Genomic DNA, 15,568 nt, shown 5'->3' with positions numbered 1-15,568 from the left:
CCGGTCAGATGGTGCGGTCCGTTTGCCGGTGGCGCAAGGTTGGCTCGGGGAAGGAGCCTTACTGTGCGGGACGCGTACGCGGTGGACATCGTCTTCTGCCTGGATGTCACCGGGAGCATGTATCCGATCGTGGATCGGCTCAAGGAGGGTGTGCTCACCCTGCCCAAGCGGCTGGCCGAGGCGGCCGCGGTCGGTGACAAGGCCATCGGGGAGCTGCGGGTGCGGTTCGTGGCCTACCGCGACTTCCGCGACAACCCGGCCGACGCCCTGCAGGAGTCGCGCTTCTTCCGGATGCCCGCGCAGGCCGGTGAGCTGGAGACCGCCGTCCGGGACCTGGAGGCGGGCGGGGGCGGCGACGAACCGGAGTCGGGGCTGGAGGCGCTGGCCGTGGCGTTCGGTTCGGACTGGTGTGCAGGCGCCAACCGGCGGCATCTCGTGGTGGTGCTGACCGACGCCTCGGCCCATCCGCTCGGGGTCGGCCGGGCGGCCCCCGACTATCCGCCGGCCGCACCCGCCACCCTCGACGACCTGGCCGCGGTCTGGGTGGGCAGCAACCCGGAGGCGTCGCGGCTGCTGCTGTTCGCGCCGGCGACGACCCCGTGGGCGGGCATGACGGCCTGGCGCGACACCGTGCACGTGCCGTCGCGGCCGGGCAACGGTCTCAACGAGTACGCGCTGACCGAGATCGTCGACGCCATCGCGGCCCGGATCTGAGTGACAGCCGGAACGGTTCGTTGGTTCGGGGGAATCCCGTCGCGGGTGGGCGTGGCTACAGTCCCAGCCATGGACCCGTGGGACGACGAGACCGTGCAGGACGCCGTCGCGGTCCTGCAGCACCTGGTGATGTGGACGCACGGACCGCAGCGGTGGGAGGAAGTCGACCTGGCCATGGTCGAGCTGCGCGCGGCGTTCGAGGCCGGTGACGCCGACGCGGTGCGCGCGGCCATCGCCGAGCTCGACCGGCTCGGGCCCGACCGGATCCTGCGGATCGGCAGCCGGACGGCCACCGGGATCCCCACCCCGGTCCTCGACCGGCGCAACACCCTGGTGCACTGGCTGACCCGGCACCGGGAGGAGGACGACCGTGGCCGACGCCAGCCTCGTTGAGCCGGAGTTCGTCGCGCACGTGTTCGCCCCGCTCGACGGGCCCGACAGCGACGCCGCGCTGGCCCGGGTGGAATCGTTGTGGGCGAACTGCCGCGACCAGCTCGGCCTGCAACGGCCCATCCTGGAGATCGACCTGCCCGCGGCCCTGCCGCCGCGGCCGCGGGCCGGCTCGGACGGGCCGATCGCCGCCGCGGAGGACGTCGCGGCCCAGTTCCAGCTGATCGCGCGGGTGGAGCACGACCTGCTCAACGTGTCGTTCGCCGCCGCGTCGCTGGACGCCATGTCCCGTTCCCGGCCGTCGCTGGCCGCGTCCGCGCCGCTGGGCTGGCACGAGTTCAGCCGCTGGTGGGCCACGCTGGGCGGGGAGGCGCCGCTGCTGGGCACGACGGTCGTGCTGCTGGCCAAGACCGGCGACGTGGCCGGGGTGCGGGTGCGGGCCGAGGTGCCGGGCCGGGCCGGCGACGGTGACCGGTGGTGGGAGTCCCGGTTCGCGCTCGGCGGCTTCGCGGCCTGGGAGACCACCGCCCCGGGCCCGGCCGCGGCCCGCCGGCTGGTGCTGCTGGGCGCGCCCGACCAGGACGCCGAGCTGAGCCGGTTCGCGTGGAGCGACGGCGGCACGGGGTTGCCGCCGCTGGGCCGCTATCTGATGCACGCGGCGAAGCTGCGCTACCTGGCGCGCGTGCACGACAACGGCCGCCAGCTGGCCGACCTGCGTTCCCGGGTGACGGCGCGGCTCGACGAGGCCACCGCGCAGCTGCGGGCGGGCGGCGCCGGGCGGGGCGGTCAGCACGCCGCCGAGCTGGCGGCCGACGAGGCGGAGCTGGCCGGCTCCCTGGCCCAGGTCCGCACGATGAGCCGCAGCGTCGAGATCGCCCGGGCCAACATGGTCTCCGCCCTGGGGTCGCCGCTGCCGGCCGACACCGAACTGGGGCCCTGGCTGACCGCGCAACTGGCCGACGACACCGAGTTTCTGACGGCCGTCTACAACCAGGTGCGCGCGGTGCGAGACGTGTTGCCGGCGGTTCCCGCGCGGGTGCCCGTTCCGCCGCCGGAGAAGCACGACCCGGCCGAGGTGAGCGCGCCGGCCGGCGACGACGACTCCCGCCCGGTGAACCGGATCGCGTTCGGTGTCGACGTGGTCAATTACAGCTCCCGTACGACCCCGCAGCAGCGCGAGCTGCAGCGCCGGGTCGCGGGCATGGCCGAACGGGTGCTGGCCGGTCTCGGCTTGACCCTGCGCGACACCGACCGCCAGCCCGGCGGTGACGGCCTGATGGTGGTGCTGCCCCCGGGCGTCGAGGACGAGATCGCGTTGCCGAAGCTGCTGCACGGCTGGCGGGCGCAGGTGGTGGCCGACAACGCCGACCATCCCGGCGACCGGATCCGGATGCGGCTGTCGGTCGGCTCGGGCCGGTTCACGCAGGCGGCGCTGGGCTTCAGCGGAAGCACGATCATCGGCATCGGGCGCCTGCTCGACAGTTCCGCGATCCGCGCCGCCGTCCTCGACCATCCGGACGCCGACCTGGTGGCGATCGTCTCCGATCGGATCTTTCAGGACGTCGTCGGCGAGGGCTACGACGGCCTGTCCGCCGACGAGTTCGAGTGGACCGAGGCTGGGGCCAAGACGTACAAGGCGCCGGCCTGGCTGTGGACGGGGGCCGTGACCGGCCGGGAGGCGGCCCGCGGGCCGGACCGGCGGGCGCACCGGGACGTCTTCGTGATCCACGGCCGGGACAAGCAGACCAAGGACGCCGTGTTCGGGTTGCTGCGCGCGCTCGACCTGGCCCCGCTCGACTGGGAGGAGATGGTCGGCCGCACCGGCAAGGGGTCGCCGCAGCGTGACGAGGTGGTGCAGCAGGGCTTCGCGGCCGGGCCGGGCGCGCTGGTCGTGCTGACCCGCGACGACGTGCTGGGCGGGGCGACCGACGTGCTGTTCCGGGCCGGGCGGGCGATGGCCTTGCAACCGGACCGGACGATCCTGGTCGAGATCGGCGACGTGCCCCGGATCCCCGATCTGGACGGTCGCGAGAGTGTCCGCCTCGACGAGGACACCCCGGCGGCCCGCATCGTCTTCCAGCATCGGGTGGCCCACCGGCTCGGCCTGGTCGGCTATCCCGTCGACACCACCGGCGCGGACTGGCTCGACGGCGACCGCTTCGACGGCCTCCTGTGAGGCCGGGCCGGGGTGGGGAACGGCCAAGGCGGGGAGCGGGCCGGGATGAGGAGCGGGACCGGGCCGGTCACAGGGAGTCGAGGAAGGCCTGCAGCTCGGCCCGGTTGAGCCGGGCGAATTCGCCGGGCCGGACGACGATGCGCAGCCGCGTGGTGAGCAGGCGCTCACGGGAGGCGGCGACGAACGACAGCAGGATCAGCCGCAGCAGGGCCTCCCGGTCGAGCGCGTCGACGCGGGCCAGGGTGGCGCCGACGACCGGCATGGCCAGGGGCCGCTGCTGGCCGCGGTCGTGCAGTTCGGACCAGAGCCGGCTCAGGCTCAGCCACAGCTTGTCGGCCGACGACTGGGCGACCAGGCTCGGGCCCATTTCGCTGTACGCCACGCAGAAGAACAACCGGTCGGGTTCGCCCAGGGTGGCGATCGTCCCGACCGGGTAGCGGCGGCGCTTGCCGAGGGTCTTGCCCTCAGTGGTGAACGGCGTGCCGGCCAGCGCCTCGTCGAGGTCGGCGTCGAGCCCGGCCACGTCGCCGAGGTAGATCCGCCGCAGGAACTGGCCCTGCACGCTCGACTCCTGCACGATCCGGCCGTCGCCGACATCGGTGTCGAACACGTCGGTGAAGCCGATCACCAGGTGGGCGTCGGCCTGCTCGAACAGGTCGCCCGGCACGACCTCGACGCGGCAGCGCGGCCGGTCGAGGTCGCGGGTCACCGCGCGCGCGGGCCGGGCTCGCCACACCCCGTAGGCCAGGGACACGGCCGCCACGGCCAAGGCGACGGCCACGGCGTGACCCGCGAACAGCGCCCTGTCCCACACGGCCTGATAGGACTGGAGCAGCAGCGCGGCCACGCCGAACGCGGCGAAGCTGTGGGTCGCCGCCCGCCGGAGGCTGCGCCCGGTCAGAGCAGGCCCACGTGCGCGTCGATCACGGCGGTGAGCCGGGCGGCGGCCTGCGTGCCGGAGAGCCGGCCCCGGTGGATCACCGTCAGGTCCTCGACGGCGCAGGCCGGGGGAGTGAAGCCGATGGCCGCGGCCAGCGACCGGTGCCGGGTCGCCCACGTGATCAGGGCCGCGGTCAGCTCGGTCTCCATCAGCTCGGCCGACATGCCGGTGGTGATCGTGCGCAGCAGCTTCTGCCGGTAGGGCCAGAACGACCAGACCTTGGTCTCGTCGATGAGCTGCTCGACCGGGTCGCTGCGCAGGTAGCGCAGGGCGATCTGGATCGCGTCGGAGCCGCCGTCGTTGATCAGCTCGTCGACCATGCGGTGCCGGGCGTGCGCCCCGGCGACCTCGTAGAAGGTGCTGCGGCAGCCCTTGTCCGCCGCGGCGACGATGTTCTTCCAGTTCAGGGTGGGCCGGGGCACCGAATCGAGGACGCGGGTGGCGGCCTCGAAGTAGATCTCCTTGGTCTTCCAGTGGTTGCGGCGGGGTGAGGTGTTGCCGGAGAGGCGCTCCACCCATCGGGACACGGCGGTCTCGTCGAAGCCTTCGAAGGCCGGCGGCGCGGTCGGGGCCGTAGTCATCTCGCGGTGTCCTTTTCGATCGTCCGGCGCGGACGGGGAGGACCGCGCCTCAAGAGCGTCCCGGAAGGGCGTGGCGTCCACATCACGTAGACACGTGATCCTGAGCGCGATGCCCCGTGACGACGTCGAGGACGGCGTCCCAGTCGGCCGGCGAGCGGGGCGAGCGCCAGCTGACGTAGTGGTCGGGCCGCACCAGCACGAGCCGGCTGCGCCAGTCGGCCCGCAGCGCGTCGTCGTCGACCGGCAGGTGCGCGACCGGGATGCCGCGGGCCACCGCCGCCGCCACCAGCGACCGTCCGTCGTGGCCGCTGGTCAGGTCGATCAGCGTGAACTGCGGCCCGAGCAGGTCGAACAGGTGGTGCCCGCCGGTCGTGCGGACGGCCGGGAGCCGGGTGCCGGCCGGTTCCGGACCGTCGTGCCAGATCACCGGCGACGTGTCGTGCCGGCTGGCTGTGGCGCCGGCCGGGTCGACGGCGGGCGGCTGCCGGAGCACCAGGGTGGCCAGCCGGTCGTGGGAGGCGCCGGCCGCGGCCAGCCGCCCGAAGCGCAGCCGGGCCTCGATCGAGCGGGACAGTGTCTCGCGTTCCAGCATCGCCTGCCGCCGCCGTTCGCCCTCGTAGCTGCCCAGCAGGTGCGGCCCGCCCCAGCGCCGGACCGCGGCGGCCAGTTTCCAGCCCAGGTCGACGGCGTCGGCCAGGCAGGTGTCCACGGTGGCGCTGGGCGGGTGGAACCGGTGCGCGGACTCGCCGACCAGGTACGCCGTGCCGCGCCGGTAGGTGCCGGCCACCCCGAGCGCCTCCTGCCACGGCGTGACCCCGACGATCTCGTACGCCCGGGTCCCGAGCCGCCGGCTGAGCAGCGCGGCCGGGTTGGTCAGGTCGGCGTCGTCGGAGTCCAGGGGCAGGTGGCCGATCCACAGGTCGTGGCCGTCGCGGCGGATCAGTGCCATGCCGTCGGCGGTGATCGTCGACAGCGCCGGGTGCGGCGGCCGCAGGGTGTCGCTGCGGAACGAGACCGTGCAGTGCCGGGCCGGGGTGATCGCGTCGCGCAGCGGCACGCCCAGGCAGCGGCGCACGGTGCTCTGCGCCCCGTCGCAGCCGGCCAGGTAGCCGGCGTGGATCTCGTGGCGCACCCGGGCCGCGCCGTCGAGCACGGTGGCCACCGTACGGTCGGCGTCGAGCCGCAGGTCGGTGAAGGTCCAGCCTTCGCGCAGCTCGATCAGGGGGTTGCCGCGCACGGCGGCCCGCAGCCGGGTGGTCAGCCCGGCCCCGGTGAGCAGCACGTACGGTTCGGCGGGGGCGTCACCGGCGCCGCTGCCGGCGTACTGCCGGCGCAGCTCGTTGGCCGACGGCAGCGAGTTGACCAGCACCGGCTCCTCGCCGATGGCGCGGCTCCAGACCACGCGGGCCGGGGTGTCGGGGTCGGCGCCGACCGCGCGGACCGACTCGGCCAGCCCGAGCCGGCGCAGCAGTTCCATGCCGCGGCCGGTGACCAGGTTGGGTTCCGGGTGCCGTGGGGGCCGTGACGAGCGTTCGACGACGATGCTGGCCACGCCGTGGTGGGCGAGCTCGAGCGCGAGTACGCAACCGGCCAGGCCGGCCCCGACGACGAGCACGGGCGTGTGCGATGCGGACATGATGGCGGCTCCCGGATCCCCGTGTGGTGGTGTGGTGGCAACACCTACCGCCATGCTCGGGTGACGTGACCGGGGCCGGAATCACGTGTTTACGTGGCGCCCTCCCGGGTGACCACCCCGGCCAGTTCGACCCGGCTGTGGATCTGGAGTTTGTGGAACACCTTGCGCAGGTGACTGTCCACCGTGTGCGGCGAGAGGTGCAGCTGCCGGGCGGCCGCGATGTTGGTCATGCCGGTGGCGATCAGCAGGGCGACCTGCCGTTCGGCGGGGGAGAGCCGGTCCAGCGGGGACGGCCGGCGTTCGGCGACCGGTTCGGGCGGGGCGGCCGGGGTGCCCCGCCAGCCGCCCAGCTCGGCGATCAGCCGTTGTTGTGAGCCGGCTGCCCCGGCCCGGGCCAGCAGCTCGTTGGCCTCGTCGTAGTACTCCCGGGCGCCGGCCCGGTCGGCTTGGCGGGTCTGCGCCGCGGCGTCCTGCAGAGCGGTGGCCAGGGCGAGGGGCCGGTCGGTCTTTCGGAACTGGGCAATGGCGAGGTGCAGCCGGGCGGGTTCGCGGCGCAGCAGCCCGGCGGCGTGGGCGGCCGCGCCGGCCAGGGTGTGTGAGGAGGGGTTGCGGGCGGCCAGCCGGGCCGCGGCGCCGGTTACCCGGGTCGCGCGTTCGCGGTCGCCGACGGTCAGGGCCAGCCGGACGAGGGCCGGGGTGGCCGCCGGGTTCTGCGCGATCAGGGTGGGCCGGTCGTCGAGCCGGTCGTAGAGGCCGGCGATGAGTCCGACGGCCCGGCCGGGGTCGCCTTCGGCGGCCAGCAGCACGGCCAGGGGCCATTCCACGTCTTCCAGGGGCGCGGTGATGCCGGTGGCGATGAGCCCGGTCATCCGGTCGCGGTGTTCCGCCGCCTGGGCCGGGTCGCCGCGCAGCACGGCCAGCCGGATCAGGGTGCCCAGCAGGGGGACGGTCAGCTGGTACGCGGTGAGCTGCTCGGCCAGGGCCACCCCGGCGTCGGCCTCGGCGGCGGCGTCGTCGAGGCGGCCGCGGGCGATGAGCAGCTGGGCCGCGTAGTAGTGCAGCAGCGGCTGGGCCCACGCGGTGCCCAGGGCCTGGGCCTCCTGACGGCCGCGGCGCAGCGCCTTCTCGGCCTCGTCGAAGCGGTCGAGTGAGGTCAGCGCGTTGGCCAGCCAGATCCGCGGGTGCCGGTGCAGGGCCATGTCGGCGTGGCCGTCGGCCAGCTCGGTGGCGGTCGCGGCGTGCCCGTACGCGTCGCTCAGCCGCCCCTCGGCCTGCGCGACCAGGCTGCGGGCGGTCAGGCCGAACACGGCGGCGCCGGGCTCGTGCTCGCGGCCGATCCGCATCGCCTCGGCCCCGGCCCGGTCGGCGGTGGCGAAGTCGTCGAGGTAGAAGGTGGCGTGGGCGTGGATGGCGTGCAGCCGGGCCCGCACGGGCGCGGGGATGGCCGGCTGGCTCAGGCCGTCCTCGGCGTACTCGGCGGCCCGCCGGTTCTGCCCGGCGTGTTTGGACGCCTCGGCCAGTCCGAGCTGCAGCGACGCCTTGGTGCGGGGTTCGAGCCCGGCCTCCAGGGCCTGCTCGCCCAGCTTCTGGGCCTGGGTGACGCGGGCGGCCGAGGCCAGCAGCCCGACCGTGTCGGCGATCATCTCGGTGCGGCCCGGCTCGGCCTCGTCGACCGCGTGCAACGCCTGCAGCATCAGGTCGGCCGCCGCGCCGGGGGCACTCGTGGCGACCGTGGCCGCGTTGCCGCGCAGCATCTCGACCGCGGCCGCGGCGCCCCGGCGCCCGCTGTGCAGCAGGTGCGCGGCGATCTCCCCGGCCGGGCGGCCGTGCTCGCGGGCCAGCGCCGCGGCCTCGGCGTGCAGGTGCTGGGCCCGGGCCGCGCCCAGGGTGTTGCGCACGGCCTGGTGCACCAGGTCGTGGCGGAACGTCATGCCGTCCTTGTCCTCGACCAGGATGCCGGAGGCGATGGTCTCGTCGACCAGGTCGAACAGGTCGGCCGGCTCGCTGCCCATGAGGCGGGCCGCGGTCTCGATGTCGAACGGCCGGTCCAGCACCGAGGTGGCCTTGAGCAGCCATTGGGCCTGGTCGGAGAGGGCGCCCATGATGTCGCGGACGGTCGTCACGAAGCTCGACGGCAGGTCGTCGCCGACCACGGTGGCGGTGCCGTCGGCGATCACGATCTGCTCGGTGGCGCGCAGCGCGGTCAGCAGCTGCTCGATGCGCAGCGGGTTGCCGCCGCAGCCGGAGACCATGGCCAGCACCGTCGCGTCCACCTCGGCCCCGAGCACTTCGGCGCAGAGCCGTTCGGTGGCGTCGTCGTCGAGCACGTCGAGCAGGATCGGCGCCGACCGTTCGGCCAGCCAGTGCAGGGTCTGCCAGCCGGCGGCGTCGGTCTGCTTGGAGCGGCCGGCCAGCAGCCACCGCACCGGGGCCGAGGCCAGGGCGGGCACCAGTTCCCGGATCGCCAGCGCGCTGAGCTCGTCCATCCAGTGCGCGTCGTCGATCACGATCAGCAGCGGGCGCTGGGCGGCGTACCGTTCCAGCGACTCGCGCAGCCGGTAGATCCGGGCGTAGTTGCCCGCGTCGCCCACGTCGGCCTCGGCCATCCAGGCGAAGTCGGCGGCCGGCGGGCTGCACGCCTGCAACGCCCCGGCCAGCGTGACCAGCGGGGCGGCCATGTCGTGGCGGAAGGCCTCGCGGGCGGCCACCGCGATGTCGTGCTCAAACGCGTAGTCGCCCGCCGCGCGCAGCAGCTTGGACTTGCCGATGCCGGGTGGCCCCAGCATCACGTGACAGCCGCCCGTGCCGCGGGCGGTGTCGTCCAGCGCGCGGCGCAGCAGCTCGAGCTCGGAGTCACGGCCGACGATGCGCTCGGTCATGCGCGGCCTCCGCCACCGTCGTCGGCGGGTTCGTGCAGCAAGCCTGTCTCCCTCGCCAGAAGTCGCTCGTCTCGAGGGGTGCCGTCGATTGTGGTCCTCGGCGGCGACGACGTTAATACCCTTTGCGGGTTATCCCACCGTCTGTCCGGACGGGCTTTCCGACCGGCCGACCACCGAAGAACGGACGAGTCGTGACGCACTTTGCCGTAGGCGACCGCCCGAATCCAGTCGATCATTGGATGGCCCGGTCACGGTGCGGTCGTTCGTTTTCAAGATCTCGGGCCGTCCTCGCTGAGCAGTGATACCCCGTCGAACTGTATTGATCGGACCGTCGTAACCGTCAATGTCTGTATCAATTCCCTGGTCGCGTCGCGTGTCACCCGCACCGGGCCGGCGGCGGGCGGTGATGTCACCCGGTCGCGCTGCTCACCGCGGCGAAGCACCACCGTCCGAGGAGGTCTGTCAAGGACGATCCGTCGGCGGACGCCCCGCCAAGATTCACTCAATCGGGTGACGTGCAGGCCGGAGTGCGCGGCGACCGGGAGACCCCAGGGCCGATCCCCATGCCATAACGGCGCGACGGCAACTACCCGTCTGCGGGGCTGAATTCGCCGTCCGGCGCTGACCTGCGAATTCGATGAAATCCGGCGATCACCTACTCGTTCGAGCAGTGGGCCCGTCATCGGGGGGTGGCTAGCGTCGCCAAGCGAACAGGGCAGACGAATTGCGAGGTGACAACCGTGCACGCCAATGGATCCTTCGCCCGGCGGCTGCGACTGCGCCGGCTTCATCGGCACCGGTCCGGCCTGCTGGTGGTGCCGCTCGACCACGCCATCGGCGCCGGGCCGCTGGCCTACCGGGGCACCCTCGACGGCCTGCTGGCCCGCCTGACCGACGGCGGCGCCGACGCCGTGGTGCTGCACAAGGGGGCCGTGCGCCGGGTGCGGCCCGACCGGTTCCGCGAGATGTCGCTGATCCTGCACCTCAACGCCAGCACCGGCCTGGCCGCCGACCCCGACGCGAAATACCCGGTGGCCACCGTGGCCGAGGCGCTGCGGCTGGGCGCCGAGGCGGTCAGCGTGCACGTCAACGTCGGCTCGCGCACCGAGGACCGGCAGATCGCCCACCTGGCCGCCACCGCCGAGCAGTGCGACCGCTGGGGTGTGCCGCTGCTGGCCATGATGTATCTGCGCGGGCCCGGCATCACCGACGGCCGCGACCCCGACCTCGTCGCGCACGCCCTGATCGTCGCGGCCGAGCTCGGCGCCGACCTGGTCAAGACCGCGCTGCCGGACGACCCGGCGGCCATCGCCCGGATCACCGCGGCCTGCCCGGTGCCGGTGCTGGCGGCGGGCGGCGAGGCCGGCGACGGCGACGCCGCGCTGGCCCGGCTCGAGGCGGCCCTGCGGGCCGGGGCGGGCGGGGTGGCCGCCGGGCGCACCGTCTTCACGGCCGACGACCCGGGCGCGGTCACCGGCCGCCTGTCCGATCTGGTGCACGGCGGGCCCCGCGTACCGGTGGGAGCGCGATGACCGCCAAACTGTGCTGGCTCGACCTGCGCGCAGCGGGCGACACCAAGCGGATCGTGGCCGAGGAGGCCGTGCACCAGCGGTTCGACGCCGTGGTGGCCGCCGACCCGGCCGACCTGGCCGGGCTGCCCCCGACCGTCACCCGGGTGCTCGTGGCCGGCGGCAACCGGCTGCCCGACGACCTCGGTCCGGCCGACCTCGTGCTGGCCGGGCCGGGGACGCCGGTCGACGCCGGGCGGCACCCCGGTGTGCGCTTCGGCGAGTGGCACGACGTCACCGACCGGACGAGCCTCGACCGGGCCTGCGCCGCCGTCCGCGGCGACGGGGTGACGTTGCTGAGCTTCGCCGACCCGACCAACATCCCGATGGAGATCGTCCTCGCGGCGGCCGCCCGTACGGCGGGAACGATCATCACGGCGGCGGGTGGGGTCGACGACGCGCTGGTGCACCTGAGCGTGCTCGAGCACGGCCCGGACGGCGTGCTGCTGACCGCGCCGCGGCCCGGCGACGCGACCCGGCTGGCCGGGCTGGTGCGCGCCTCGTCGCCCAAGCTGGACCTGGTCACGGTGACGGTCACCGGCATCCGGCACGTCGGGGCGGGCGAGCGGGCCTGCGTCGACACGTGCAGCTACCTGCGGCCGGACGAGGGGATCCTGGTCGGGTCGTGGGCCAAGGCGCTCCTGCTGTGCGTCAGCGAGACCCACCCGCTGCCCTACATGCCGACCCGCCCGTTCCGGGTCAACGCGGGCGCGATCATGTCGTACACGCTGGCCGACGCCGAGCACACGCGCTACCTGAGCGAGCTGTCGGCGGGCGACACCGTGCTGGCGGTGGGGGCGGACGGACGTACGCGGAAGGTGACGGTGGGCCGCGTGAAGATCGAGACCCGGCCGCTGCTGGCGATCGACGCCACCGCCCCGGACGGCGAGCCGGTCAGCCTGATCGTGCAGGACGACTGGCACGTACGGGTGCTCGGGCCGGGCGCCGCGGTGCTGAACACGACCGCACTGCGGCCGGGCGACGAGATCCTCGGGCACCTGCCGGGCCGGGAACGCCACGTCGGCTACCCGATCGACGAACTGTGCCACGAGCGATGACGGTCGTCGACTTCCACGCGCGGCTCGTGCCGGGCGACGGTGAACCGGGACGGCTGCTGGCGGTGATGGACGCGGCCGGCATCGACCGGGCCGCGGTCTGCGCGGGCGGGCTGCTGCCCCTGGACCGGCTGGCCGCGCAGCTCAACGACGGCGGGCGCACCGAGACGACGGCCGACAACGAGGGCGTGCTGCGCGCGTGCGAGCGGTCTCGGGGTCGGCTGCTCCCGTTCTTCTTCGCCGACCCCGTCCAGGACGTGGCGGCGTACGGGAAACGCGCCTTCGACTTCCGCGGCCTGGAGATCTCGCCCGCCGTGCACGGGGCACGCCTGGACGACGAACGGGTGGCCGACCTGGTCGCGATCGCCGGCAGCGCGGGCCATCCGGTCTACGTGGTGACCGTGGCCCAGGCCGGCGCCCGGCCCGCCGACCTGGTGACGCTGGCGGCGAGGTTCCCGGCCGTCACCTTCGTGTGGGGCCACTGCGGGCACACCGGGCTCGACATCGCGGGCCTCAACGCCCTCAAGAACAGCCACAACGTGCTGGCCGAGCTCTCCGGCAGCCTGACCGTGACCGCGCGGCTGGCCGTGTCCCGGCTCGGCGCCGGCCGCGTGCTGTTCGGCACCGAGTATCCGCTGCAGCAGCCGGAGGTGGAGCTGTGCAAGATCGACGCGCTCGGACTCGGCCCGGCGGCCCGCGCGGCCGTGCTCGGCGCCAACGCGTGCCGGGTCCTGGCCGAGGAGACATCGTGGAAACAGTCCTGAAGGAACGCCTCGGCCCGACCCTGGAGGCGGCCGCGCGCTCACCCTTCTACGCCGCGCGCGGGGTGCCGGCCGGCCGGGACGAGCTGGCCGCCTACCCGCTCACGACCAAACAGGACCTGCGCGACGCTTACCCGTTCGGGCTGCTCGCCGTCGACCGGGCCGAGCTCGCCACCTATCACGAGTCGAGCGGCAGCAGCGGCGTGCCGACCGCGTCCTACTACACCCCCGCCGACTGGGAGGACCTGGTCGAGCGGTACGCCCGCAAGCACGTCGGGATCCGGCCGGACGACCTCTTCCTCGTACGGACCCCGTACGCGCTCATGATCACCGGCCATCTCGCGCACGCGGCCGCCCGGTCCCGCGGCGCGACCGTGGTGCCCGCCGACAATCGCTCCCTGGCCATGCCGTACGCGAAAGTGGTCAGGGTTCTGCACGACCTCGGTGTGACGCTGACGTGGTCGCTGGCCACCGACACGCTCATCTGGGCCGCCGCCGCGCGCCTGAAGGGACTGCGGCCCGAGAAGGACTTCCCGGCCCTGCGCGCGCTGTTCGTGGGCGGGGACCCGCTGGGGCCGGCCAAGAAGAAGCGGATCGCCGAGATCTGGGCCGCGCCGGTGGTCGAGGAGTACGGCGCGACCGAGACCGGCAGCCTGGCCGGCGAATGCCCGTACGGGAAACTGCACCTGTGGGCCGACCGCGCGCTGTTCGAGGTGCACGACCCGGTCACGGGACAGACCACACCCACCGGCCGCGGGCAGCTGGTCGTGACGCCGCTCTATCGCGAGGCCATGCCGCTGCTGCGCTACAACCTGGAGGACGCGGTCGAGGTGTCCACGCCCGGCTGCCCCTGCGGTTGGGAGCTGCCGGTGGTGCGGGTGCTCGGGCGCTCGGCCTGGACCGTGCGTGCCGGCGCGGCCGCCCTCAGCCAGGGCGACGTCGAGGACCTCGTGTTCGGGTTGCCCGCGGAGTACGGCGTGATGTTCTGGCGGGCGCGGGCCTCGGCCGGCTCGCTGCTCGTGCAGATCGAAGTGCCTTCCCCGTACGCCGGGAGGGCCGCGCGCGAGCTGCGGCAGGCGCTCGGGGACGCGTACGGGATCGAAACGGTCGTCGAACCGCTGCCACCCGGCACGCTCGTGCCGTCGCGGCTGCTCACGACCGAGCCCGAGGTGATGAAGCCGCGCGGGCTGTTCGGAGAGGGTGAGGACTGGAACAAGGCCCTGGAGTACTACTGATGGACGAGCCGGTCGTGATCGTCGGCGCGGGCATCGGCGGGCTCGCGGCCGCCGCCGTGCTGGCCCGCCGCGGCGTGCGGTGCATGGTGCTCGAACGCGCCCGCGGGGTCGCCGGCACGGGCGGGGGCATCCAGATCGCCCCGAACGGGTCGGCGGTGCTGCACCGGCTCGGGCTGGCGGAGAAGCTGGCTCGCGCGGGCCGGCCGGTCGAGCGGCAGATCCGGCGGTGGAGCAACGACGCGACGATCGGCACTGTCGAACTGGGGGCGGTGGCGGCCGATCGCTACGGCAGCCCGTACTACACACTGCGGCGCCCGTATCTGCACCGGATGCTGCTCGACCTGGTCGACGTGCGGTTCGGGGCCGCCTGCACCGGCGTCAACGACCGGGGGGACCACGTGGTGGTGTCGCTGGAGGACGGGAGCCGGCTGACCGCCTCGGTGGTGATCGGGGCGGACGGGCTGCGATCGGTGGTGCGCCGGGCCGTCGTCGCGGACCGGTTGCGGGCCAGCGGGTGGGTCGCCTATCGGGCCGTGGTGCCGGACTTTCCCGCCCATGGGAACCGGGTGATCGTGCGGCTCGGGCCGGGGCGGCATCTGGTGAGCTACCCGATGGGGGACGGCTACCTCACCATCGTCGCCGTCATGCCCGTCGCGTCCACCGCGCCGATGGTGGACGGCTGGAGCTCAGCGGCTCGCTCCCTCGTGGACCGTTGTCAGTTTGCCCGCTACGAGCTGTTCGATCGGCCGCGGGCGGCGTGGCGGCGCGGGCGGGTCGTGCTGATGGGCGACGCGGCGCACCCGCTGCTGCCGTTCGTGGCGCAGGGGGCGTGCCAGGCTTTGGAGGACGCGGAGGCGATCGCCGCGGGCGTGGAGAACTACCAGGCCGTACGGGCCTCCCGGGTGGCCCGCGTCGCGGCGGCCGGGCTGGCCGGGGCGCGCGAATACCACTTCGACGACGGGCCGGCCCAGCGGGCCCGCGACGACCGGCTGGCCGCGGCGGGACTGCCGGGTCAGGACTGGCTCTTCGGATACGGCTCATGAGCGTGGCGGCCCCACTGGGCGGCCAGCTCCACCCGGGACCCGATCCCGGCCTTCTGGAAGATCTGCCGCAAGTGGAAGTTGACGGTGTGCGGGCTGATGTTCGTGCGGTGCGCGATCTGCTGATTGGTCAGGCCCTGCCCGGCCAGTTCGGCCACCTCCCGCTCGCGGGGGCTCAGCCTCGACCAGTCCGCGGACGCGTTCCGTCTCGGCGCCCGGCGCGGCGCGGACCGGCGCGGCGCCTCCGGGCGCAGGGCGGCGGCCACCGGCCGGGGCAACGTCGACTCCACCGCGGCCCGCACCAGATCGTGCCCGAACGCCAGCAGCTCACCGTCCCCGCCCAGCAGCCCCGACTCCAGGGCCTCCTCCAGCGCGGGCAGCATCGTCACCGGCCCCACCCCCATCAGCCGGGCCAGCCGCACCAGCGGGAACGACACCCCCACGGTGGCCGCGGCCTGCAGCAGATGCCGGGCCGGGGCCGACACCGACGCGACCTGCCCGCGCAGATAGGCCTCGGTGCGGCGGGGCAGCCGGCTGACCCGCAACACGGCCCAGCCCCCGTCCAGCCGCACCAGGCCCTCCTCGTCCAGCCC

At 74.2% G+C, this 15,568-nt stretch carries 12 protein-coding genes and 1 pseudogene; 8 read left to right on the top strand and 5 right to left on the bottom strand.

What is annotated here, in order from left to right:
• Positions 1–63 precede the first annotated feature (63 nt).
• From BKA14_RS10605 to BKA14_RS10595, 3 genes are all read left to right on the top strand, one after another.
• Entirely contained in the window at positions 64–714 is a 651-nt protein-coding gene (locus BKA14_RS10605) for a vWA domain-containing protein (protein WP_184950760.1), read from the top strand.
• 69 nt (positions 715–783) lie between these two features.
• On the top strand, positions 784–1,107 hold the full coding sequence (locus BKA14_RS10600; RefSeq protein WP_184950759.1) for a CATRA system-associated protein: 324 nt from the start codon (positions 784–786) through the stop codon (positions 1,105–1,107).
• Positions 1,085–3,280 (top strand): CATRA conflict system CASPASE/TPR repeat-associated protein, encoded by a 2,196-nt coding sequence (locus BKA14_RS10595; protein WP_184950758.1) that lies wholly within the window; start codon positions 1,085–1,087, stop codon positions 3,278–3,280. Before BKA14_RS10600 ends, BKA14_RS10595 begins: the two co-directional genes overlap by 23 nt.
• 67 nt (positions 3,281–3,347) lie before the next feature.
• On the opposite strand, the gene BKA14_RS10590 is transcribed toward BKA14_RS10595, so the two are convergent.
• The 4 genes from BKA14_RS10590 to BKA14_RS10575 all read right to left on the bottom strand — a co-directional run bounded on the left by BKA14_RS10590 (position 3,348) and on the right by BKA14_RS10575 (position 9,316).
• Entirely contained in the window at positions 3,348–4,127 is a 780-nt protein-coding gene (locus BKA14_RS10590; protein WP_184950757.1) for a macro domain-containing protein, read from the bottom strand.
• Between the two features lie 50 nt (positions 4,128–4,177).
• Positions 4,178–4,801: a hypothetical protein gene (locus tag BKA14_RS10585; RefSeq protein ID WP_184950756.1), complete on the bottom strand. Its 624-nt coding sequence runs from the start codon at positions 4,799–4,801 to the stop codon at positions 4,178–4,180.
• Between the two features lie 82 nt (positions 4,802–4,883).
• The gene (locus BKA14_RS10580; protein WP_221477243.1) at positions 4,884–6,437 is read right to left on the bottom strand and encodes an FAD-dependent monooxygenase; all 1,554 of its coding nucleotides are present in this window, start codon (positions 6,435–6,437) and stop codon (positions 4,884–4,886) included.
• Positions 6,438–6,526: 89 nt separating this feature from the next.
• Complete coding sequence (locus BKA14_RS10575) at positions 6,527–9,316, bottom strand: helix-turn-helix transcriptional regulator (RefSeq protein ID WP_184950755.1); 2,790 nt, start codon at positions 9,314–9,316, stop codon at positions 6,527–6,529.
• A 740-nt stretch (positions 9,317–10,056) separates the two neighbouring features.
• Here BKA14_RS10575 and BKA14_RS10570 point away from each other — a divergent pair.
• Genes BKA14_RS10570 through BKA14_RS10550 form a run of 5 tightly spaced genes read left to right on the top strand, consistent with a single transcriptional unit; the run spans position 10,057 to position 14,978 of the window.
• Positions 10,057–10,848: a 2-amino-3,7-dideoxy-D-threo-hept-6-ulosonate synthase gene (locus BKA14_RS10570; protein WP_184950754.1), complete on the top strand. Its 792-nt coding sequence runs from the start codon at positions 10,057–10,059 to the stop codon at positions 10,846–10,848.
• The gene (locus BKA14_RS10565) at positions 10,845–11,942 is read left to right on the top strand and encodes a 3-dehydroquinate synthase II family protein (protein ID WP_184950753.1); all 1,098 of its coding nucleotides are present in this window, start codon (positions 10,845–10,847) and stop codon (positions 11,940–11,942) included. The genes BKA14_RS10570 and BKA14_RS10565 overlap by 4 nt, the downstream gene beginning before the upstream one ends.
• On the top strand, positions 11,939–12,703 hold the full coding sequence (locus BKA14_RS10560) for an amidohydrolase family protein (protein WP_184950752.1): 765 nt from the start codon (positions 11,939–11,941) through the stop codon (positions 12,701–12,703). Before BKA14_RS10565 ends, BKA14_RS10560 begins: the two co-directional genes overlap by 4 nt.
• Positions 12,688–13,935 carry a phenylacetate--CoA ligase family protein gene (locus tag BKA14_RS10555; RefSeq protein ID WP_184950751.1) on the top strand — a complete coding sequence of 416 codons (1,248 nt, stop codon included), beginning with the start codon at positions 12,688–12,690 and terminating at the stop codon, positions 13,933–13,935. Before BKA14_RS10560 ends, BKA14_RS10555 begins: the two co-directional genes overlap by 16 nt.
• Entirely contained in the window at positions 13,935–14,978 is a 1,044-nt protein-coding gene (locus BKA14_RS10550; RefSeq protein ID WP_184950749.1) for an FAD-dependent monooxygenase, read from the top strand. Before BKA14_RS10555 ends, BKA14_RS10550 begins: the two co-directional genes overlap by 1 nt.
• Here BKA14_RS10550 and BKA14_RS45690 read toward each other — a convergent pair.
• Positions 14,948–15,148: pseudogene (locus BKA14_RS45690) on the bottom strand (response regulator transcription factor); the annotation flags it as partial. The gene BKA14_RS10550 and the pseudogene BKA14_RS45690 overlap by 31 nt on opposite strands.
• Positions 15,149–15,568 lie beyond the last annotated feature (420 nt).

It is taken from the genome of Paractinoplanes abujensis, from assembly GCF_014204895.1.
In the GTDB taxonomy this organism is placed as follows: Bacteria; Actinomycetota; Actinomycetes; order Mycobacteriales; family Micromonosporaceae; genus Actinoplanes; species Actinoplanes abujensis.
Note: the sequence above shows the minus strand (reverse complement) of the source record. Positions and strands in the feature narration are given on the sequence as shown.